Source organism: Pseudomonas sp. MC6, assembly GCF_054790575.1.
In genome coordinates this window covers 1,131,394-1,151,988 of record NZ_CP186504.1, presented here as the reverse complement: position 1 = coordinate 1,151,988, position 20,595 = coordinate 1,131,394, and the positions used below count along the sequence as shown (strand labels likewise).

The window sequence follows — 20,595 nt, the reverse complement described above, 5'->3', positions numbered from 1 at the left end:
CTCACACCCCCGACAGTTGCAGCGGCAACTCGCGCAGGCGCTGCCCGGTCAGGGCGAACACCGCGTTGGCCACGGCTGGGGCGGTCGGCGGCACACCGGCCTCGCCGATGCCGCCGGGTTTGTCGCTGCTGGGCACGATGTGCACCTCGACCACCGGCATCTCGTTAAGCCGCAGCACCTGATAATCGTGATAGTTGGACTGTACGACCGCGCCGTCCTTGAGCGTCAGTTTGCTGTGCAACGCCATGCCCAGACCGAAAGTGATGCACGATTCCATTTGCGCCGCGATGCTCTGCGGATTCACCGCGATCCCGCAGTCCACCGCACAGACCACGCGATGCACGTGAATCGCCAGATTGTCCTGCGACACCTCCGCCACCTGCGCCACATAACTGCCGAACGACTCATGCACCGAAACCCCCAGCGCATGGCCGTCCGGCAACGGCGCTTTCCAGTTGGCCTTTTCCACCGCCAGATTGAGCACGCCGAGATGCCGAGGATGATCCTTGAGCAAGGTTCGTCGGTACTCTACCGGATCCTTGCCCGCCGCCGTCGCCATTTCATCGATCAGCGACTCCATGACAAACGCCGTGTGGCTGTGGCCAACGGAGCGCAACCACAGCACATTGATCCCGGTTTGCGGCGAATGCAGATCGACCTGATGATTGGCCAGGCCTTTGACGTAAGGGCTGTCGGCCACACCCTCGACCGAGGTCGGGTCGATACCGTTCTTGACCATCATCGCTTCCATCAGCGTGCCGGTCATGATCGACTGGCCGACCAACACGTGCTGCCAGCTCGACGGTAAACCATCGACGCCCAAACCGATCTTGGCTTGATGCAGGAACATCGAACGATAATAACCGCCACGAATGTCATCCTCGCGCGACCACACGGTTTTCACCGGCATGGCGGCGGCTTTCGCCACTTGCACCGCTTCGGCGACAAAGTCTGATGTTGGGTTGGCCCGGCGGCCAAAACCGCCACCGAGGAATTCGGTGTGGATTTCCACCTGCTCCGGTTTCAGCCCGGTGATCTTGCCGGCGACCATTTGATCGAGCGTCTGAAACTGCGTACCGGTCCAGATCTCGCATTTCTCGGCGCTGATCTTCACCGTGCAATTGAGCGGTTCCATCGGCGCATGGGCCAGATACGGCACGCTGTATTCGACGTCGATTTTCTTCGCCGCCTTGCCGAAACTGCCCTTGGCATCCCCAGCCTGACTGGCTGACGTGCCTTGCGTGGCGGCCAATTTGCGGAAACTTTCCAGCAATTTTTCGCTGCTCAGGTCTGCATTCGGCCCCAGATCCCAATCGACCTTCAGCGCATCCCGTCCCAGCTTCGCCGCCCAATAATGCTCGGCAATCACCGCGACACCGGTCGGCACTTGCAGCACTTTGTGCACGCCCGGCACCGCCAGCGCTTCAGCACCTTCGAAGGATTTAACGCTGGCTCCGAATACCGGTGGGCGCGCGACCATTGCTGTCATCAAGCCTTCAAACTGCACGTCCATGCCGAACTTGGCGCGGCCGGTGATTTTCTCCGGCGTATCGAGGCGCTTGGTCGGTTTGCCAATGACTTTCCAGTCCTTGGCTTCCTTGAACGTAATCGACTTCGGATCCGGTACCGGCAGTTGTCCGGCGGCATCCGCCAACTCGCCGTAGGTGGCGCGTTTATCGCCAGCGATGACCACGCCCGATTCGGTGCGAATCGCCGATGGCGCCACTTCAAAGCGCTTCGCCGCCGCCTCGACCAACATCTGCCGCGCGGTCGCGCCGGCCAGGCGATAACGGTCAAACTCCATCCACGTCGACGTCGAGCCGCCGGTAATCTGCATGCCGCCAAACCCCGGCATGCCGTAATCCGCCGCTGACGCCGGCGAGTGTTCGACGCGGATCTTCGACCAATCGGCATCCAGCTCCTCGGCAATCAACATCGTCAGGCCGGTCCAGATGCCCTGGCCCATCTCTGAATGCCCGAGCAACACGGTGACGCTGTTGTCCGCCGCGATCCGCAAAAACGCATTGGGCGCGAACACCTTGCCTTCATTTTCGGCTGCATAGGCAAACTTGTGGCCGCCGGGGACGACAAACGCCACCACCAGCCCGCCGCCCAACACGGCGCTGCCTTTGAGAAAACCCCGACGCGATACAGGACTGTTCATCGTCTATCTCCCCACAAAATCAGCCGATTTCCGAAGCACGCTTCACCGCTGCGCGAATGCGCGGATAGGTGCCGCAACGGCAAATATTGCCGGAGAGCGCCTGATCGATATCGCTGTCGGTGGGCTTGGGGATCTTCGCCAGCAGTGCCGCCGCAGACATGATCTGCCCCGATTGGCAATAACCACACTGCACCACGTCGAGTTCGGCCCAGGCTTGCTGCACCGGGTGCGAGCCGTCGGTGGACAGGCCTTCGATGGTGAGGATTTTCTGGCCGTGGGCCACAGCTGTTGCGGGGGTGATGCAGGCGCGCAATGGCGCGCCGTCAACGTGCACGGTGCAGGCCCCGCACTGGGCCATGCCACAGCCGAATTTGGTACCGGTCAGGTGCGCGACATCGCGCAGGACCCAGAGCAACGGCATGTCCGCAGGGACATCGAGCTCCTGATCCTTGCCATTGATATTCAAGGTCAGCATCGGGGAAATTCCTCAGACTCACGGTGTTCTGAAGGGGCGTCGCTACGGCCATCAATGCCTGTGCGCGCCTCGGCTTATCCCTTTCAGCAAAGCCTAATTTGCGCGTGAAGCCAGACGTTGCGACCACCGGTCATGCAGATGTCGACTTTAATCCTACAGTTGATAACGGCTCGCACTGAGCCTGCACTGTAGAAAACTCGTCATGAGCGAAACCGGTCCGCGATCACCGCGCGGGTTATCCATCAGATTGGTCTGGAGTTGCGAACATGGGATTTGTCACCACAAAAGACGGCGTCGAGATTTTCTACAAAGACTGGGGCCCGAAAGACGCGCCAGTGATCCACTTCCACCACGGCTGGCCGCTCAGCTCGGACGATTGGGATGCGCAGATGCTTTTTTTCCTCGGCAAAGGCTTCCGGGTGGTTGCCCATGATCGGCGTGGGCATGGGCGTTCGAGCCAGGTCTGGGATGGCCACGATATGGATCATTACGCCGACGACACGCTGGCAGTGGTCAATCATCTGGGTCTGAAGAACGTCGTACATGTCGGTCACTCGACCGGTGGTGGTGAGGTGATTCATTACATCGCCCGGCATGGTCAGGCCAACGTCGCCAAAGGCGTCCTGATCAGTGCGGTGCCGCCGTTGATGGTGCAGACCGAAAGCAATCCGGGTGGGCTGCCGAAAGCGGTGTTCGATGATTTTCAGGCGCAGTTGGCGGCGAATCGCGCGCAGTTTTATCGCGATATCCCGACCGGGCCGTTTTATGGCTACAACCGGCCGGGCGCCACGCCTTCGGAGGGGATTATTGCCAACTGGTGGCGGCAAGGGATGATTGGCGGAGCGAAGGCGCATTACGACGGGATCGTCGCGTTTTCGCAGACGGATTTTACTGAGGATTTGAAGAAGGTCACCGTGCCGGTGCTGGTGATGCATGGTGAGGATGATCAGATTGTGCCGTATGCGGATTCTGGGCCGTTGTCGGCGAAGTTGCTGCCCAATGGCACGCTGAAGTCGTATCCGGGGTTTCCGCACGGGATGCCGACGACGGAGGCCGAAACGATCAACGCGGATCTGCTGGCGTTTATTCGCAGCTGAGATCATTGGCAGCCATACACTTCCTCCCTGTGGGAGCGAGCCTGCTCGCGAATGCGATCTGTCAGTTGAACTTGAGCTGAATGACCCACCGCTTTCGCGAGCAGGCTCGCTCCCACAAGGGGATGTGATTGGGCTCACGTCCATTATTCCTCTGTGCGACTTGTACTCTCGCGATCACGCTCGTAGTGGTGAGCCAGTGGAAGCGCCGGTAGCCATGACTCGCGGCGAATGGTCCAGAGTTCGTAGGTGGGTTTGAACTGATTTGGCTCATCCAGCGATCCGACGTTGACCTCTACTTCATCTTCGGAACGCGTAAATACCGGTGAGCCGCAGCGCGGGCAGAAAAAGCGCCCGTTGTAGTCGCGGGTTTCGCCGGTGACTTTCAGCGCATCCTCGGGAAATATGGCCGAGGTGTGAAAGAGCGTGCCGTGGCGTTTGCGGCAGTCGAGGCAGTGGCAGATGCCGACGCGATAGGGCTGACCCGTCACTTCGAAACGAACATCGCCGCATAGGCAGCCGCCGGTCAATAGATTCATGTCGCACCTCCTCTTCAGAATTTGAAATTACCAACAGCCCTCACCCTAACCCTCTCCCAGAGGTAGAGGGAACTGACCGCGCTGAATGTGCAAGTTGCACCGACTTGAGATACCGAGTCGAACGCAGGTTTGAAGAGCACAAAGATCGGCTCCCTTTCCCCCTCGCCCCCTTGGGGGAGAGGGCTGGGGTGAGGGGGAAAAATCTCACAGACTCACGCAAAACCGAAAGCCGCCACCAACCGGCAATTCCCATGCGTAAACGTCATCCGGTTATCGCGTTTAAAGCACACAAACCGTTACGCCATCCTCCCTACAACACCTTGCGTCGTTACCTACGCGTACGCCAGAATCCGCCGGCTTACACGGCTATGGGCCGGGCTATATCGTTTGCCTGTCACTGCAAAACAGTGATCGGGTTTGGTAGCCCGTCTGTAATAGCCGTGTGACAACACCCAGTGCTGTGTCTTTGTGGAGGCTCAGTTCAATGGTAGTCATGCGTGGGGCTCACTCGTGAGCGCCGGGTTCCTATTGCAGCCGGTCTACCAACCCGCGTATGGCCACCACCCACTCGTTTGGTAGCGAGAGTGATGGCTCCTTAAACTGCGATAGGAGTTTCATCCATGTTCAAGATCACGCCAAATCCACCGCCCACCGATCCAATCCCTCACGACCCCGCGCTTGACCCGCAAAAGGTCAAAGAGGCAACCGACCGCGCCCTCGACTACTACCTGCGACCCGAAGCACTGGGCGCTCCACCAGGTTCGCCACCGTTTCGCCCGGTCTATCTGGTCGACCCCACACTGGATGAAGAAACCCTTTTGGTCGAAGCTTGCGAATCACTTTCCTACGCCCACTCCATGGCCGGTAACATCGCCAACTCAATAGGCGGCGCGGAGCGCAAACCGCTGCTGGCGCTGCAACAGGTCATCATGCTGAACGAACTGTTGGTCAATCGACTGCTGGACAAGCTGCGCGTACCGCTGTAGTCAGCAGAGCGAATGAGTGAGGGGTTCCCTGCCCCTCACTTTCGCTTCGCTCCTGCGTCGATTGATGAGCAAAAACCATGAAGCCATCGCGCTTATCCGCCCAGCCACCTTTTTTACTATCCAAATCGCCGTGAGCATTCGTCAGCGTTTGAGGATGTGGTTGGTGCGCGTAAGGCTCGCATGGCGATCAGCGTCCATACTGTGGTTTTTGATACTGCGGACGCCGTCATGCCCTCCCCCGAATCGCCCCTTTTGCAAAGCTGGCACAACAACGCTGAAGCGTGGATCGAAGTGATCCGCAGCGGCGCCATCGAAAGCCGTCGGCAGGTCACCGATCAGGCAATTCTGTTGGCGATCATGGGCCGCCAGCCTGTGCGCGTGCTCGATCTTGGTTGCGGCGAAGGCTGGTTGTTGCGGGCGCTGGCGGATCGGGGGATTGAAGCTGTCGGGGTGGATGGCGATGCGCGGCTGGTCGAAGCGGCGCGTTTGGCGGGGGTGGCGCAGGTGCATGTCGCCAGTTATGACGCGTTGGTCGATGGGACGGTCGACATCGGTCGCGACTACGATCTGGTTTGCGCCAACTTCTCGCTGCTGCATCAGGACATTATTCCGCTGCTTGCGGCGATGCATACATTGCTGGTTCCCGGCGGCGCGCTGGTCATTCAGACCTTGCATCCGTGGGCCGTGGCGGCAGGCGATTATCAGGATGGCTGGCGCGAAGAATCCTTCGCCGGGTTCAAAGGCCAGTGGCAGCCGATGCCGTGGTATTTCCGCACGTTGTCGAGCTGGTTGAATGCGCTCGATATGGCCGGGTTCCAACTGGCCAGCCTGCAAGAGCCACAACACCCGCAAAGTCCGCTGCCGCAGTCGTTGCTGATGGTTGCCGAGCGCCGCTGAGCCCCAGAACACCGCTGATCATTGTAGGAGTGAGCCTGCTCGCGATAGCGGTATTTCAGGCAATACAAGTGCAGACTGTGCCGACGCCATCGCGAGCAGGCTCACTCCTACAGGGTTTTGCGTTGACAACATATCCAAGTAATCCCACAGGAATTATGCGGTTTGCGGGATCATCCGCGGAGCACGGATGCGGTACTGCGCCAACAGGCGCATGACGTAGCCAATCTTGATCAGAGTCGGGCCGAGGATGGTCAGCGAATGCATCGCCACCAGCAGCGCAATCGGCATGTGGCCGTTGTAGAGATACGCGCCGTAGATGCCGGCCAGCAGCATGAGCAGACCAGCGACGAGGATTTTGCTCGACAGGTGCAGAACGTTCAGCGGGCTTTCGAAGAAAGTGAGCATGGTGGCGTACTCCTGAGCGGTTCGTTTAGGTCAGTTGAGTACATCAAGTCTCGTGCCAGATTATCAATTCAATAGAATCAGTTAGTTGCACGATAACAAGTCAATTTGACACAACGCGGCCTTAGTCAATTCGACCTGAAACCTTGTCATTACGACTACAGAAAGACACGCTAAGAAAATCCGGTCTGCGGCTCGGTGTCTCCGTCGTCAGAATTTCCAATGCTCGGCAATTGTCGATCTACGGCACCGGCAATCGACCAGGGACTGACTACGCTGTAAATCCTGCGCGTCTAACCTGCCGAGGATGACTGCCATGCAACGCTTTCAAAAGCTCACGCCCTGCCTGTGGTTCGACGATCAGGCCGAAGCCGCCGCGAAGTTCTACTGCTCGATCTTCGATCACTCGAAAATCACCGGCCTGACCCACTACAGCAAGGTCGGCCAGGAATTTCACGGCAAGCCGGAAGGTGCGGTGATGACCGTCAGTTTCGAACTCGACGGTCAGACTTTCACCGGGCTCAACGGTGGGCCGATGTTCAAATTCAGCGAGGCGATTTCGTTTCAGGTCAATTGTCAGAATCAGGAAGAAGTCGACCATTTCTGGGGCCATCTGTCCGAGGGCGGCCCCGTCGAGGCCCAGCAATGCGGCTGGCTCAAGGACAAGTTCGGCGTGTCGTGGCAGATCGTGCCAGTGGCCTTTATGCACATGATGCTGGACCCGGACACCGCCAAGTCGCAGCGAGCGATGCAGGCCATGTTCACAATGAAAAAACTCGACATTGCCGAACTCGAACGGGCCTTTGCCGGCCAGAGCTAATACACTGGCGCACTGGCCTGCCGGGAATAACAACGATGAAACACGCTGCCGCCAAAAACCCTGAAAAAGCCCCGCGCTTCTGGCGCGACGCGGCGCTGCCATTCATTGAAGCACGGGCCATCGCCGATGGCCGCGAGGTCTGCTACGCACGACATTCCCACGCGCACTTTTCCATTGGCGCAATCACTGCCGGGCGCAGCACCTATGTGCATGAGCAGGCACGGTTCGAGGTCGCGGCGGGCACCGTGGTGCTGATGAACCCCGGCGATGTGCATGCGTGCAATCCGATTGATGACCAGCCGTGGTCGTATGTGATGCTGTATGTCGAGACGCCATGGCTGACGGATTTGCAGCATCAGTTGGGCTTCGCCAGTGATCTTGAGTTTCGGCGTTTTTCCACCACACACCTTGATGACTCTGCGCTGTTCAACGAACTGAACGGGCTGTATCAAACGTTAGTCGATCCGCAACAGGATGTGCTGCGCAAACAGAGCGCGGCGGTGGAGTTTTTCAGCGACCTGCAACTGCGTTTGAACCCCGCTGGCCCCTCTCTGCGCGAGCCGAATTTCAAACTGGAACGCGCTGCCGATTTCATCCGCGAGCACTGCACCGAAGTGCTCAACCTCGACGACATCTGCGCAGCGGCACAACTGTCACCGTCATACCTGATCCGCGCCTTCAAACAGCATTACGGCATGACGCCCCACGCGTTTGTGGTCAACCAGCGCATCCAGTTCGCCCGCGAGCGTTTGCGCGGCGGGCAGTTGATTGCGGATGTGGCGCTTGAGGCCGGGTTTGCCGATCAGGCGCATTTTCAGCGAGCGTTCAAGCAGCATCTGGCGGCGACGCCTGGCCAATATCGCGGTTGACACTTCATCTGAAACTCAACACTGCCCCCTGTGGGAGCGAGCCTGCTCGCGAAAGCGGTGTATCAGTCACGGGGATATTGACTGTGCCATCGCTTTCGCGAGCAGGCTCGCTCCCACAAGGTGAAGTGCCAGCATCATCGGCTGATGACCTTCGAATTGAGATATTGACATATCGGTAAATTCCGATATCTTCACGGCATGGACCTACTCGAAATCTTCAAAGCTCTCTCGAATCGCACACGCTTGGAAATCCTCAAAGGCTTGAAGGATCCCGAGAAACACTTTCCTCCCCAGGATGAAGGTGACGTGCACACGGTGGGCGTTTGCGTCAGCAGTATTCAGGAAGGCGTCGGGCTGTCGCAGTCGACGGTGTCTGATTATCTGGCGACCCTGCAACGCGCGGGCCTGGTTGAAGTCAGGCGCATCGGCCAGTGGACTTATTACAAACGCAACGAAGCAGCGATCAGTGCGCTGGCCGAGATCATCGGCAGCGAGCTGTAATTTTTTGCCACATGATATCGAGAATTCCCGATATCCCTTTTTACCGAAACGAGGAAATGCAATGAAAGCGATGATCCTTACTTCATTTGGCGGCGCGCAATCGTTCGAACTGTGCGACGTACCCAAGCCAGTGCCACAAGCGGGCGAAGTGCTGGTGCGGGTGCACGCCACCTCCATCAACCCGCTGGACTATCAGGTGCGTCGTGGCGACTATGCCGATCTGGTGCCCCTTCCCGCCATCACCGGTCACGACGTGTCTGGCGTCGTCGAAGCCATCGGTTCCGGGGTGACAGCTTTCGGGCCGGGTGACGAAGTCTGGTACACCCCGCAGATTTTCGACGGGCCGGGCAGTTATGCCGAGTACCACGTTGCGGCGCAAAGCATTGTCGGCAAAAAGCCGCCCGCGCTGAGTCACCTCGAAGCGGCCAGCCTGAGCCTGGTCGGCGGAACCGCGTGGGAAGCATTGGTCGTGCGAGCCGCGCTCAGAGTCGGCGAAAGCATCCTGATCCACGGCGGCGCAGGCGGCGTCGGCCATGTGGCGATCCAACTGGCCAAAGCCATCGGCGCGAAGGTCTTCACCACCGTGCGTGAAGGCAATTTCGAGTTCGCCCAGCGCATGGGCGCCGATGTGCTGATCGACTACGAAAAGGAAGATTACGTCGATGCGATCCTGCGCGAAACCGAGGGACGCGGCGTCGATGTGGTGTTCGACACCATTGGCGGCAATACGCTGACACGCAGCCCGGACGCCCTCGCACAGCTTGGCCGCGTGGTATCGATCGTCGACCTTGCCCAGCCACAGAACCTGATTCAGGCCTGGGGCAAGAACGCCAGTTACCACTTCGTTTTCACCCGACAGAACCGCGGCAAGCTCGATGAGCTAAACACATTGATCGCCAACGGTCAGTTGCGTCCACACGTTGGCGCGGTCTATCCGCTGGCCGACGTCGGTCTCGCCCATGCCTTGCTGGAAACGCCCAACAACGGCGTTCAAGGGAAGATCGCGATTGCTGTTGCGCCATCGTCCGAACTCGCCAATCGCTGAACTCAGTCCCGAGGAGAACATCATGGTTTACGAGATCGCTCTGCTACCCGTTCACAAAGCACAAACTGCAGCGTTTCGGAGTGCGTTTGCCGAGGTCGAGCCGTTGCTCAAACGGGCAAAGGGTTACAGCGGACATCTGCTCGCACAAGGCATCGAAACGCCCGAAGTCTTCAACCTGATCGTGCACTGGCAATCCCTCGAGGACCACTCGCCCGGGTTTGAAGCGAGTGAGGACCATCGGTTATTCATGCTGGGTCTGGAGGAATATTTTTCGGACGAGCCGACGGTCTGGCACATTGAGGGGGGCGATTTTGCGCAGCCGTTCAACTAGTCTCTGGCAGTGACGCCGATCAATGTGGGAGCGAGCCTGCTCGCGAAAGCGGTGGTTCAGCCGGCATATTCAGTGACTGACAAACAGCATTCGCGAGCAGGCTCGCTCCCACAGGGTCAAGTGAACAACAAGTAGATAGCGCTCAGTGCCAACAACCCTGCCATGCTCCGATTGAACCAGCGCATCCCCGCCGCATTGCTCAGGTACCCACGCAAAAACGTCCCGGCATACGCCCAGCAGCCCACCGACAGATAACAGATCACCAGATACACCGCTGCAAACTGCCAGACCAGCCGCGCCTCGCCATCGGCGACAAACGCGCCCATACCGGCCACACACGCCAGCCAGGCTTTCGGGTTGAGCCATTGCATCACCGCGCCGTACAGCATCGATGGCGCCCGCCCTGACTCACCGGCATTCAACTGCCCGTCATCCATGGCCAGTTTCCACGCCATGAACAGCAGAAACACGACACCGGCCAGTTGCACCACACGGGTCATGAACGGCCAGAGCTTCAGCACCTCGTGCAAACCCAGGCCCATCAACACCAGTAACAGCACAAACCCCAGCGTGGCCCCGGCGACATGCCGTTGACTGGCACGAAAGCCGAACTGCGCCCCGGAACTCAACGCCACAATATTCACCGGCCCCGGCGTGATCGACGCCGCCAGCGCAAACGCCGCCATGGAAACAATCAGACTCATCGCACACCTGCTTCAAATCGAGGAACAAGGTGCACACCCTAGCCAGCGCTCGGTTCCGCGTATTGAAGAAAACTACCCTTGATGTACATCCAACCCGTGTAGGAGCTGCCGCAGGCTGCGATCTTTTGCCTTTGTTTTCAAGATCAAAAGATCGCAGCCTGCGGCAGCTCCTACAAGAAGTGAGTCGTGACTGATATTCAGTCCAGACGCGGCACGGTGAAGCGGAACTCGCTGCCCTGCCCCGGCTCGCTCTCGGCGAAGATCCGCCCGCCATGAGCTTCGACGATGCCTTGAGTGATATACAAACCCAGACCCGTGCCGGTCGGGTTGCCCTCTTTCACCGTCCAGTAACGATCGAACACGTGCGGCAGATGCTCCTTGGGAATGCCTTCGCCACTGTCGCGAACGGTGAAGACAATATCATCACCGACCGACGTGGCATGCACGCCCACCCTGCCCAGTCGCGGAGTGAATTTGATCGCGTTGCCGACCAGATTCGACAGCACCTGAAACAGCCGTTCAGGGTCGGCATGAATGCGCAGATCAGGATCGGCGTCGAAGGAAATGCTGATGTCCTTGTCCAGCGCCAGCGGCGCGAGCAGCGCCTGCGCTTCCTCGAACATCTGCCCGACATCGAGTTTCTGCGGGGTGATGGAGTAGCGCCCGGCGTCGATTTTCGAGGTATCGAGCAAATCCTCCAGCAGCGTGTTCATGCGTCCGGCAGCCTGTTGCATGGTGTCGATGGCCGTGGAAATGCGCCGCGAAGTGTGCGGGCCGTCGGAGCTGAAGGCCTTCTGCATCATGCCGCAGAGCATCGAAATCACGGTCATCGGATTGCGCAAATCGTGCGACACCACCGCCACCAACTCATCACGGGCGCGCACCGCTTCCTGCTCGCGGCGAACCTGGCGGGCCAGATCGTTTTCCAGTGCAGAACGCCGCAGGTCGTTGGCGGCAAACAGATCACCGTGGCTCCACTTGGTGGAGATCCCGGCCATCTCGACTTTCCAGATTTCAAACGAGGTGCGCGGACGCAAACGCAGGCCGGCGTCGGAGTTTTCCAGGTCCAGCGGCTTGCGCGGATCGCCGCTCCAATTGATGTTTTCCTTGACCTCGGGGCGAAACCAGAACACGCCATTGTCCACCGGTTTCGGCAGGCTCATGGCAAGTACGCCGCTGGCCACTTGCTGATACTGCGCGGCCGGCGGGTAGACGCTGGCCAGGTGATGACTGGCAAACACCGCCTCGCCACTGTCCTGCAACCACTTGTGCAAGGCGCGGATCTCTTCCGGTTCCGGGCAGTTGCCGTAACGGTGGAGTTGCTTGTCTTCGATGATCGCGATACCCCCGGCATTGGTCAGCGCCATCAGGGTTTGCGGCTGGTTGGCCAGACCGTCGAAGACGTTCTGCGGTGAATCGATCATTGCTTGATTGAGCAACGCCAAGGCTTCGACTTTCTCTTCACGCTGACGGCTGATCTCCAGCGCTTCCATGGCGCTGATCTGCAGCGACAGCACTTGGCCGATGGTCTGACACGCGGCGCGCAATTCGTGCGGCACGTGCAGTGGCTGGCGATTGCCGCAACTGATCAAACCCCAGAGCTTGTCGCCCTTGAGCAGGGAAATGCTCATCGAGGACAGCACGCCCATGTTCTTCATGTATTGGCAGTGGATCGGCGACACGCTGCGCAGCGTGGCGAAACTCAGGTCCAGCGGCGTGTCGGTGTCCGGGCGCAACTTCGGCAACAGCGGCACCGGTTGGTAGTCGGCATTCGGGATGATCCGCAACCAGTTGGTGCGATACAGCTCGCGCGCCTGTTCAGGGATGTCCGACGCCGGGAAAAACAGGCCATTGAACACTTCCATCGACGGATCGGAGGCTTCGGCTATGACCTGACCGTGGCCTTCCTCCTCGAAACGATAGATCAGCACCCGGTCGTAACCGGTCATGGCCTGGATTTCCTTGACGCTGATGTCATACAGCGCCTGCAAGGTGGTGGCCGCTTGCAGACGCTGAAGCATGCGCCCCAGATGAGTCTGGTTGCCGGCGACGTTGCGTGGCTGGAAGTTCTCGACGTGGATTTCCAGTTCGAGGATCAGCACGCCCTGATGACGATGCAGCAGGCCCTCGAACGCCGTGCCGTTGAGCCTGAAGCGCAGCGGCGCTAAGTCAGACAGCGAAGGTTGCAGCAAGGCTTCGCGCACTTGCGCCGCTTCGGCATCGCCGATCAGGCTTTCCAGTGGCTGACCGATCAGGCTTTGTGGCGCGCGGGCCAGCAGGGTTTCGACGTTGGCGCTGACCTGAATGATCGCCAGGTCAGGCTCACTCAAAGTCAGCAACAAACCGTGGGGCTGGATCGCCCCGGGGAAACGAATCGGCTCGTCGGCACAGTTGGCCAGCAGTTCTTCAAAGGCTTCTTTGTCTTGCGCAGTCATGCCAGTACCTCCCGGCTTTCGAGCCAGTGCTCGAAGCTGCTGAATGTGGTTTGTGCTGCCGTGACGACAGCGGCACGCTCGGCGACGCTCATTGGCCGACTGCCGAGGTATTCAATGAAGTCGCGCCAGCGCCGGCCCGTGGCGGCGCCGTAGATATCGAGAAAAGCCGCGCCGTTATCGGCTTCCAGGCCTAATCGTGAAGAGATTTCCCGGCGCAGAATCTGTCCGCCGAGCGTTGCGCCCTCGAGAACGTAGAGCACGCCAAGGCAGGCAGAGCTTGAGTCGATCACCGGCAACTGCTCGCACTGCGGCAGACCTTGCAGCGCTTCGGCAGATACGCCCAGCGCGTGCAGATCAGTGCGCAAGGTTGACGCTTTGAGTCGAGGCGTCAGATCAAAACCGGCAGGAATTGCATCACTGCGGAGCAAGGCGTTTTCCAGCGGCAGATAGAAGCCGTAATAGGCCTGCACCAGCCGGACAAAGGCCTGCGTATCGAGGGTATCGGAGAAAAAAGGAAGGCGTTTTTCCAGCGCGATGTGCAGCTCGGCAGTGCCGGCCCGCAGATCTTGCAGCACCGGTGGCACATAAACTTCACGGGCCTTTGCTTGCATGTAGATCGCTCTTGGTGGGGCCGCCAGGGGCCAAACGGGGTGAGTGCAACGTCGGCGAAATTTTACACGGCTATCGCGGTTTCTGACCGGATGGATAGTTATTTCTGCCGAAACCATCACCCTCTGAGTCATTCAGAGTGAAGGCATCTGCAAAAAGTTCGACCGCGTTGCCCAACGGCGCCGGGCGCTGTACCGCGACAGCGCCGCGTGACTGTATGGGTCTGGGCGCCCGGAGGCTGTGATAAAAATATCGCTCTCTTTTCTGGAGTGCTGTCATGGATCTCGCCACGCTCATCCTGTTTCTCCCGGCCTGTTTCGCCCTGAACATGGCCCCCGGGCCGAACAACCTGCTATCGGTCAGCAATGCTACGCGCTATGGCTTTCGCCGCGCCTGCACGGCGGGCATCGGGCGGATTCTGGCGTTCACCGGGATGATTGCGCTGGCTGGGGCGGGTCTGTCGGTGGTGCTGCAGACCTCGGAATGGCTGTTCCATGCGATCAAGATCATTGGCGCGGCGTATCTGTTGTACCTGGCCTGGCAGTTGTGGCGGGCCAATCCCGAGGCCGAACAGCAAGCAACAGGCGCGAGCGTTGGCTTCTTCGCGTTGGCGCGGCAGGAATTTCTGGTAGCGGCGGGCAACCCGAAAGCGATCCTGTTGTTTACCGCGTTTCTGCCGCAGTTCGTCGACCCGGCGCGCCCGGTGCCGGAGCAATTCGCGATGCTGGGCGTGCTGTTTCTGCTGCTGGAGTGGATCGCCATCAGCGCCTACGCGTGGATGGGCCTGCACATGCGCCGCTGGTTCGCCGAGCCGCGCGGCAAGCGGATCTTCAATCGTTGCTGCGCGGGCCTGCTGTCGGCGGCGGCGTCGGTGCTGCTGATGGCGAAACGTGCTTAAGCCTCGGACGGACCTTTGAGTTCGACCTGATTGCCGTCCGGGTCGAAGCAATACAGCGACAGACCTTTGCCCTCGGCGCCGAAGCGTGATTCAGCTTTTGCCACAGTCAGACCGAAGGTTTGCAGATGTGCAATCAGCACCGCTTCGTCGAACGGTTCGATGCGCAGGCAGAAGTGATCGACGTTGCGCCGCTCGGCCCCGGCCGCCCCGCCGCCCTTGCGGCCAAGTTCGCCTTGCAGGTCGACGAGGTCGATCATCGAAGTGCCAGCGCGCAGATGTATCAAGCCCAGCGGTTCGTTGCGTTTGACCACTTCGGCGCCGAATACCTGGCCGTAGAATTCGATGCTGCGTCGCAGATCGGCGACGCGCAGGACGATGTGATCGATATGTTGGATGGAAAACGGATGCATCGGGCACACCTCAACAAACGGTAGGAGCTGCCGCAGGCTGCGATCTTTTGATCTTGTTTTTGAGGATCAACGTCAAAAGATCGCAGCCTGCGGCAGCTCCTACACGGTAGTTCAGGGGATTTGAAAATTCACTGTCGATTTTTCGGTGGAGCCATCGAGAATCTGGTTTTACTCTCGGACCATGAACATACAAACCGCTGTCCTGCCGCCCCACGCCGAAATGGTTCGCGCCATGCTTGAACGCGACACTGCCTATGAAGGCGTGTTCTTCACGGCTGTGAAAACCACCGGGATCTTTTGCCGCCCCAGTTGCACGGCGCGCAAGCCGAAACCGGAGAACGTAGAGTTCTTCGCCCATGCCGACGAATGCATGTCGGCCGGCTATCGCGCTTGCTTGCGCTGCAAGCCGCTGGACGCCGCCGCCATCGCGCCGGACTGGGTGCAGCGCCTGCTCAAAGCCGTGGAGGCCGACCCGGAGCTGCGCTGGAGCGATGCGCAACTGCTCGCCGAAGGTATCGAGCCGCTGAAGCTGCGGCGCTGGTTCAAGCAGCATTTCGGCATGACCTTCCACGCGTGGCTGCGAACGCGCCGGCTGGGCATGGCGCTGGGCGGGATCAGGCAAGGCACCTCGATTGATCACGCCGCGTTTGATTCGGGTTATGAATCGCTCAGCGGCTTTCGTGATGCTTTCCAGAAGTCCTTCCACATCACCCCGGGCCGCGCCGAACAGAGCGAGCCACTGCTGTTCACCCGGCTGACCACGCCGCTGGGGCCGATGATCGCCATGGCCGAACGGCGTGGACTGGTGTTACTGGAGTTTCTCGATCGCCCGGCGCTGACCCGCGAAGTCGAGGAGCTGCAAAATCGCTATGGCTACGCAGTCGCGCCGGGGCACAACGCCCACTTGCAACAGATCGAGCAGCAACTGGCGCAATATTTCGCCGGCCAACTGAACACCTTTACTGTGCCGCTGCACTTGCCCGGCAGCGAGTTTGCCCGGCAGGTCTGGTCAGCGTTGCTGCAAATCCCTTACGGCCACACTAGTACATACGGCGCCATCGCCGCCAGTTTGGGCAAACCCGGCGCCAGTCGCGCAGTAGGCCTGGCCAACGGGCACAATCGGCTGTCGATTGTGGTGCCCTGCCATCGGGTGATCGGCGCGGATGGCTCGCTGACCGGCTATGGTGGTGGGCAGCCGCGCAAGGCGTTTCTGCTGAGGCTGGAAAACGCCGCCGTGCAGCTCACCCAATCCCTGGCATTCTGACCACCCCCATCAACTGACAAGAAGGATTTTTGATGAACGCGCTCGCTACGCAGTTTCACCAGTTGCACCAGCAAGGCCTGTTGATTCTGACCAATGTCGCCGACGCCACCGGTGCGCGACTGGTCGAGCACCTGGGCGGTAAAGCCGTGGCCACCAGCAGTGCGGCGGTGGCCTGGGCCCACGGTTACCCGGACGGCAACACCCTGCCTCTTGAACGTCTGGTGTCGACCGTGGAATCGATCGCACGGGTCATCAGTATTCCATTGACCGTGGATGTCGAGGCCGGCTATTCCGATGACCTCGGGCGCGTGGCAGAAGTGCTGGATGCGGTGATCGCCGCAGGTGCCGTGGGAATCAATATCGAGGACGGTTCCGCCGATCCTGAGTTGCTCGCGCGCAAGATCGAAGTGGCGCGACAGGTCGCCGGCAAGCGCGATGTCCAGTTGTTCATCAATGCGCGCACCGATGTCTATCTGAAAAGCCTGGTGCCGGCCGAGGATCGCGTCGCCGAGACCCTGCGCCGCGCGGCGCTCTATCAAGCGGCCGGCGCCGATGGCTTGTTCGCGGCAGGCGTGACGTCGGCCTATGAAATCGAGGCCATCTGCAAAGGCACTGCGCTGCCGGTCAACGTGCTTGGTTTCGCTTGCCTGCCTTCGCCTGAAGAACTGCAAGCGCTGGGCGTGCGCCGCTTGAGCGCGGGTTCCGGCATTGCCGAATTCCTCTATGGCGCAATGGGTGGGCTGGTGAAAAGCTTTCTCGCCAGCGGCAAACTCGATACCCATGACCTCAAGGCGTTCAGCTACGGCGAAGTCAACGGCCTGCTGAAATAACATGCCCGACGCTTATCAGGAGGCCAGCGCGTTTCTGGCCGCGCTCGATCCGCACTGGCAGCGCCATATCGCAGCGGTCGGCCCGTGTCTGCATCAACCTCATCCTGCGCGTGATCCGTATGAGTCGCTGGTGCGGGCGATTGCTTATCAGCAACTGCATGCCAAGGCTGGCGATGCGATTGTCGGGCGGCTGGTGGGGTTGTTTTCCGGGCAATCCTTTCCGCGACCGGAGCAGATTCTTGCGACGGATTTTGATCGAATGCGCAGTTGCGGGTTTTCGGCGGGCAAGATTGCGACGATTCAGGGGATTGCTCAGGCAACGCTGGATGGCGTGGTGCCGGATTACGCTACGGCGCTGGCGATGGATGATGAAGCGTTGATTGAGCGCCTGATCAGCCTGCGCGGAGTGGGTCGCTGGACGGTGGAGATGTTGCTGATTTACAGCCTGGAGCGCATGGATATTCTGCCGGCGGATGACTTTGGCGTGCGTGAGGGATATCGGCGGATGAAGGGACTGGAGGTGCAGCCAACGCGTAGGGAGATGGTTGAGATTGGGGTGGCTTGGAGTCCTTTTCGGACGGTGGCGGCTTGGTATTTGTGGCGGGTGCCTAAACCGTTGCCCTCACCCTAGCCCTCCCGAAACGTCGGACCGCCCAAAGGGAGAGGGAACTGATTGGGGGATATTGGAGATTTACGCCGACTTGAAATAGTGCCTCTGAATCCATGATCGCCAAGACTTCTCAATTCCATAATCGACTGCCCTCACCCTAGCCCTCCCGAAACGTCGGACCGCCCAGAGGTAGAGGGAGCCGACCGAGGTGTCTGGCGTCATCCATCGACCTGAAAGACTGAGTCGATTATGGATTCAGAAGAAAACTCTCACGTCGGCGTACCTCTTCAATATCCCACGGTCAGTCCCCTCTCCCTCTGGGCGGTCCGACGTTTCGGGAGGGTTAGGGTGATCGGCCTTTGACTGTATCGCACTGTATACCCCGAAGCCGCAGACACACCAAAAGCACAATCCGCCACCCCGCCGACACATCCCCGATACACCCCGACGCTGAAATGCCCCGGTCGATTTCATTCAATTCACCGGAGCTGCACCATGACCACCACTCTTTCAACCGCCGTCAAACACCTGCACCTGAACCTCGACCGCGCCGGCACCTGGCTCGCCCCGCTGACACTGCGCCTGTTCATCGCCTGGGAGTTCTTCGAATCCGGGCTGGAGAAATTCAACGGGCAGAACTGGTTCGAAGACATTCAGGACAGATTCCCCTTCCCGTTCGATCAACTGCCGGCAACGCTGAACTGGGAACTGTCGATGTGGGCCGAGCTGATCGGTGCGCTAGCGATTCTGGTGGGGTTCGGCACGCGCATCTCAGCGATTTCGCTGATCGTGGTCACTGTCGTCGCCACCGCCGCCGTGCACTGGCCCGCTGACTGGTCGTCACTGAGTGAATTGGCACAGGGTTATGCGATCACTAACAAAGGCTTCGGCAACTTCAAGCTGCCGGCGATTTACCTCGCCGCGTTGCTACCGTTGGTATTCGCCGGAGCGGGCAAGTTGAGTGTCGATGCGTGGTTGGCGCGGGTGTTCTGGAACAGAAGCACCCGCTGAGGCTTAGTGCGCCCGGTCGAGTCCGGCGAGCAACGCGCTGTCACGGCTGTAAATGTCTGGCGAGTAACGCACACGGCCGCTGCTGTCGACCTGTGCGGTCCAGTAAGTCATCAGGATGGGCACCGGCGCCGACAGACGGAATTCGTGGGTGGTGCCGGTGGCCAGCAGGGTTTCGGTGCGGGCCTTTTCCGCCGGGGTGAGCAGCAGATCGCGCAGTTGCATCGGATGCTCGACCCGCACACAGCCCGAACTGAAAGCACGCGGGCCTTTTTCGAACAGCGCCTTGCTCGGCGTGTCGTGCAGGTACACCGAAAACGGGTTGGGGAAGCGGATGACCATTTGCCCCAGCGGATTACGCGGCCCGGCGTCCTGACGCAGCATGATGTTACCGGGGTTGTCCCAGTCGATATCCGCTGCCGCCAGCGGCTGACCGTTAGCGTCGAGCACTTGCAGGTTCTGGCGGCTGAGGAAGGTCTGGTCCTTGCGGATCTCCGGCAGTTTGTCCTCCTTCCAGATGGTCGGCGGCACGGTCCAGGTCGGGTTCAAGGTCAGGCGTGTCACCCGGGATTTCAGCAACGGCGTCTGGCGCTCGGCGCGACCCACCTGAGTGCGCGTCTGCCACACCGGCACGCCGCCCTGATACAACGTCAGTTCAGCAGCGGCGACGTTGACCAGCAGGCCATTGGGTTCCATGTCCTGGGCCATCCAGCGGAAACGTTCGAGGTTGACCCGCAGCTGTTCACGACGAATTAGCGGACTGATGTTGAGTTCGGCAATCGTGCCCGGCCCGACCACACCGTCAGCCTGTAGGGAATGGTTGGCCTGAAAACTCTTCACCGCATCAACCAGCACGTCGTCATAAGCATTGTCAGGCGTGCCAACGACGTGAGCCAGGTAGCCTTCGCTGTACAGCCGCTGAGCCAGTTCCGGCACACGTTTGTCTTCCATGGCCGGGCGCAACAGCGGCCCGTTGCCCACCGCTTGCCATTGCGGCAAAGCCGTGAGCCGTTGCGCCGCATAGAGCTGACGCAAGTCCTGATATTGCGCCAGACGCGGACGGGCCAGATCGAACGCGACGGCAATGTCGTGCATGCCCGGTACGGCGATCGCCAACAATTCCGCCTGACGGTCACGCCGGCTGTCATCGGCATGCCACAGCGGTTCGAAGTGCGATTGCAGCAGGCGACCGTAGTGCAAATCCTGCAGGGCCTGCAGGTAGTTGCGACTGATGTCGATGTCGGCGCACAACTCGCCATCCTGCGGCGCCGTGGTCGCGATCGGGTAACGTTTTGGATTGAGACCATCATCGGCCAACAGCTGCAATTGCGAGCGCAACACCGGCAATTGTGCCGACTCACTGGCCCACACCGGCATCCAGTCCTGCTGCTGGTAGAAGGCTTGCAATTGACTCAGCGCCGGGCCGTTGAGCTGTGCCGCAATCGCCGGGCATGACTGCGCCAGACTGATCAAAACCGCCTGCAACGGACTTTGCGGCTCGACCGGCATTTCCGCCGGTGGCGTTGGCAATGTCTCCAGCGGCGGCAACGGCTCATCGGCACAAGCGACAAACGGCGCAGCGAGCAAACAAATGCTCAAGTAGCATGCGTACTTTTTGAACAACTGCTTTACTCCAATCCATGGCCGTCTAGATGATGGCCAACCTTACATCAGGTGCGCTGAACAGTCAGGCTCGATCGACGG

At 59.9% G+C, this 20,595-nt stretch carries 22 protein-coding genes; 13 read left to right on the top strand and 9 right to left on the bottom strand.

From position 1 onward, the window contains the following. Position 1 precedes the first annotated feature (1 nt). Complete coding sequence (locus ACOYXE_RS05385; RefSeq protein ID WP_460928073.1) at positions 2-2,164, bottom strand: xanthine dehydrogenase family protein molybdopterin-binding subunit; 2,163 nt, start codon at positions 2,162-2,164, stop codon at positions 2-4. A 19-nt stretch (positions 2,165-2,183) separates the two neighbouring features. Continuing rightward, positions 2,184-2,639: a (2Fe-2S)-binding protein gene (locus ACOYXE_RS05380; RefSeq protein ID WP_003224136.1), complete on the bottom strand. Its 456-nt coding sequence runs from the start codon at positions 2,637-2,639 to the stop codon at positions 2,184-2,186. A gap of 266 nt (positions 2,640-2,905) precedes the next feature. On the opposite strand from ACOYXE_RS05380, the gene ACOYXE_RS05375 reads away from it, so the two are divergent. Beyond that, positions 2,906-3,736 (top strand): alpha/beta fold hydrolase, encoded by an 831-nt coding sequence (locus ACOYXE_RS05375; RefSeq protein WP_160058421.1) that lies wholly within the window; start codon positions 2,906-2,908, stop codon positions 3,734-3,736. Positions 3,737-3,879: 143 nt separating this feature from the next. Here ACOYXE_RS05375 and ACOYXE_RS05370 read toward each other — a convergent pair whose 3' ends face one another. Then, positions 3,880-4,272: a GFA family protein gene (locus tag ACOYXE_RS05370; RefSeq protein ID WP_460928071.1), complete on the bottom strand. Its 393-nt coding sequence runs from the start codon at positions 4,270-4,272 to the stop codon at positions 3,880-3,882. A 620-nt stretch (positions 4,273-4,892) separates the two neighbouring features. On the opposite strand from ACOYXE_RS05370, the gene ACOYXE_RS05365 reads away from it, so the two are divergent. Both ACOYXE_RS05365 and ACOYXE_RS05360 read left to right on the top strand, forming a co-directional pair. Next, positions 4,893-5,258: a DUF6124 family protein gene (locus ACOYXE_RS05365; RefSeq protein ID WP_405123440.1), complete on the top strand. Its 366-nt coding sequence runs from the start codon at positions 4,893-4,895 to the stop codon at positions 5,256-5,258. A gap of 228 nt (positions 5,259-5,486) precedes the next feature. Further along, complete coding sequence (locus tag ACOYXE_RS05360) at positions 5,487-6,155, top strand: class I SAM-dependent methyltransferase (protein ID WP_405123439.1); 669 nt, start codon at positions 5,487-5,489, stop codon at positions 6,153-6,155. A gap of 153 nt (positions 6,156-6,308) precedes the next feature. Here ACOYXE_RS05360 and ACOYXE_RS05355 read toward each other — a convergent pair whose 3' ends face one another. Further along, on the bottom strand, positions 6,309-6,560 hold the full coding sequence (locus tag ACOYXE_RS05355; RefSeq protein WP_405123438.1) for a transmembrane sensor/regulator PpyR: 252 nt from the start codon (positions 6,558-6,560) through the stop codon (positions 6,309-6,311). Positions 6,561-6,873: 313 nt separating this feature from the next. Here ACOYXE_RS05355 and ACOYXE_RS05350 point away from each other — a divergent pair, with 313 nt between their 5' ends. The 5 genes from ACOYXE_RS05350 (at position 6,874) to ACOYXE_RS05330 (ending at position 10,123) form a co-directional block, all read left to right on the top strand. Next, on the top strand, positions 6,874-7,377 hold the full coding sequence (locus ACOYXE_RS05350; protein WP_095047919.1) for a VOC family protein: 504 nt from the start codon (positions 6,874-6,876) through the stop codon (positions 7,375-7,377). Between the two features lie 35 nt (positions 7,378-7,412). Continuing rightward, positions 7,413-8,246, top strand: a complete 834-nt coding sequence (locus ACOYXE_RS05345; protein WP_405123437.1) for a helix-turn-helix domain-containing protein — start codon at positions 7,413-7,415, stop codon at positions 8,244-8,246. Positions 8,247-8,444: 198 nt separating this feature from the next. Further along, positions 8,445-8,747 carry an ArsR/SmtB family transcription factor gene (locus tag ACOYXE_RS05340; protein ID WP_007910618.1) on the top strand — a complete coding sequence of 101 codons (303 nt, stop codon included), beginning with the start codon at positions 8,445-8,447 and terminating at the stop codon, positions 8,745-8,747. Between the two features lie 61 nt (positions 8,748-8,808). Then, positions 8,809-9,792 (top strand): zinc-dependent alcohol dehydrogenase family protein, encoded by a 984-nt coding sequence (locus ACOYXE_RS05335; protein WP_405123436.1) that lies wholly within the window; start codon positions 8,809-8,811, stop codon positions 9,790-9,792. Between the two features lie 22 nt (positions 9,793-9,814). After that, positions 9,815-10,123, top strand: coding sequence for an antibiotic biosynthesis monooxygenase family protein (locus ACOYXE_RS05330; protein ID WP_405123435.1), 309 nt, complete (start codon positions 9,815-9,817; stop codon positions 10,121-10,123). A gap of 116 nt (positions 10,124-10,239) precedes the next feature. On the opposite strand, the gene ACOYXE_RS05325 is transcribed toward ACOYXE_RS05330, so the two are convergent. The 3 genes from ACOYXE_RS05325 to ACOYXE_RS05315 form a co-directional block, all read right to left on the bottom strand. Then, entirely contained in the window at positions 10,240-10,827 is a 588-nt protein-coding gene (locus ACOYXE_RS05325; RefSeq protein WP_405123434.1) for a LysE family translocator, read from the bottom strand. Positions 10,828-11,024: 197 nt separating this feature from the next. After that, the gene (locus tag ACOYXE_RS05320; RefSeq protein WP_405123433.1) at positions 11,025-13,262 is read right to left on the bottom strand and encodes an ATP-binding protein; all 2,238 of its coding nucleotides are present in this window, start codon (positions 13,260-13,262) and stop codon (positions 11,025-11,027) included. Continuing rightward, positions 13,259-13,873, bottom strand: coding sequence for a biliverdin-producing heme oxygenase (locus tag ACOYXE_RS05315; RefSeq protein ID WP_460928065.1), 615 nt, complete (start codon positions 13,871-13,873; stop codon positions 13,259-13,261). Before ACOYXE_RS05315 ends, ACOYXE_RS05320 begins: the two co-directional genes overlap by 4 nt. Positions 13,874-14,148: 275 nt before the next feature. Here ACOYXE_RS05315 and ACOYXE_RS05310 point away from each other — a divergent pair, with 275 nt between their 5' ends. Beyond that, positions 14,149-14,769: a LysE family translocator gene (locus ACOYXE_RS05310; RefSeq protein WP_460928063.1), complete on the top strand. Its 621-nt coding sequence runs from the start codon at positions 14,149-14,151 to the stop codon at positions 14,767-14,769. Here the strand turns inward: ACOYXE_RS05310 and ACOYXE_RS05305 are convergent. Next, on the bottom strand, positions 14,766-15,179 hold the full coding sequence (locus tag ACOYXE_RS05305) for a VOC family protein (protein ID WP_160058450.1): 414 nt from the start codon (positions 15,177-15,179) through the stop codon (positions 14,766-14,768). The genes ACOYXE_RS05310 and ACOYXE_RS05305 overlap by 4 nt on opposite strands. Before the next feature lie 181 nt (positions 15,180-15,360). Between ACOYXE_RS05305 and ACOYXE_RS05300 the strand changes: the two genes are divergently transcribed. The 4 genes from ACOYXE_RS05300 (at position 15,361) to ACOYXE_RS05285 (ending at position 18,894) form a co-directional block, all read left to right on the top strand. Next, entirely contained in the window at positions 15,361-16,443 is a 1,083-nt protein-coding gene (locus tag ACOYXE_RS05300) for a bifunctional transcriptional activator/DNA repair enzyme AdaA (RefSeq protein ID WP_460928061.1), read from the top strand. 32 nt (positions 16,444-16,475) lie between these two features. Then, complete coding sequence (locus tag ACOYXE_RS05295) at positions 16,476-17,273, top strand: isocitrate lyase/PEP mutase family protein (RefSeq protein WP_405123429.1); 798 nt, start codon at positions 16,476-16,478, stop codon at positions 17,271-17,273. A gap of 1 nt (position 17,274) precedes the next feature. After that, positions 17,275-17,904, top strand: a complete 630-nt coding sequence (locus ACOYXE_RS05290) for a DNA-3-methyladenine glycosylase family protein (protein WP_405123428.1) — start codon at positions 17,275-17,277, stop codon at positions 17,902-17,904. Positions 17,905-18,378: 474 nt separating this feature from the next. After that, positions 18,379-18,894 (top strand): HvfX family Cu-binding RiPP maturation protein, encoded by a 516-nt coding sequence (locus tag ACOYXE_RS05285; RefSeq protein WP_160058458.1) that lies wholly within the window; start codon positions 18,379-18,381, stop codon positions 18,892-18,894. 3 nt (positions 18,895-18,897) lie between these two features. On the opposite strand, the gene ACOYXE_RS05280 is transcribed toward ACOYXE_RS05285, so the two are convergent. Continuing rightward, entirely contained in the window at positions 18,898-20,514 is a 1,617-nt protein-coding gene (locus tag ACOYXE_RS05280) for a L,D-transpeptidase family protein (RefSeq protein ID WP_405123427.1), read from the bottom strand. Between the last annotated feature and the right edge of the window lie 81 nt (positions 20,515-20,595).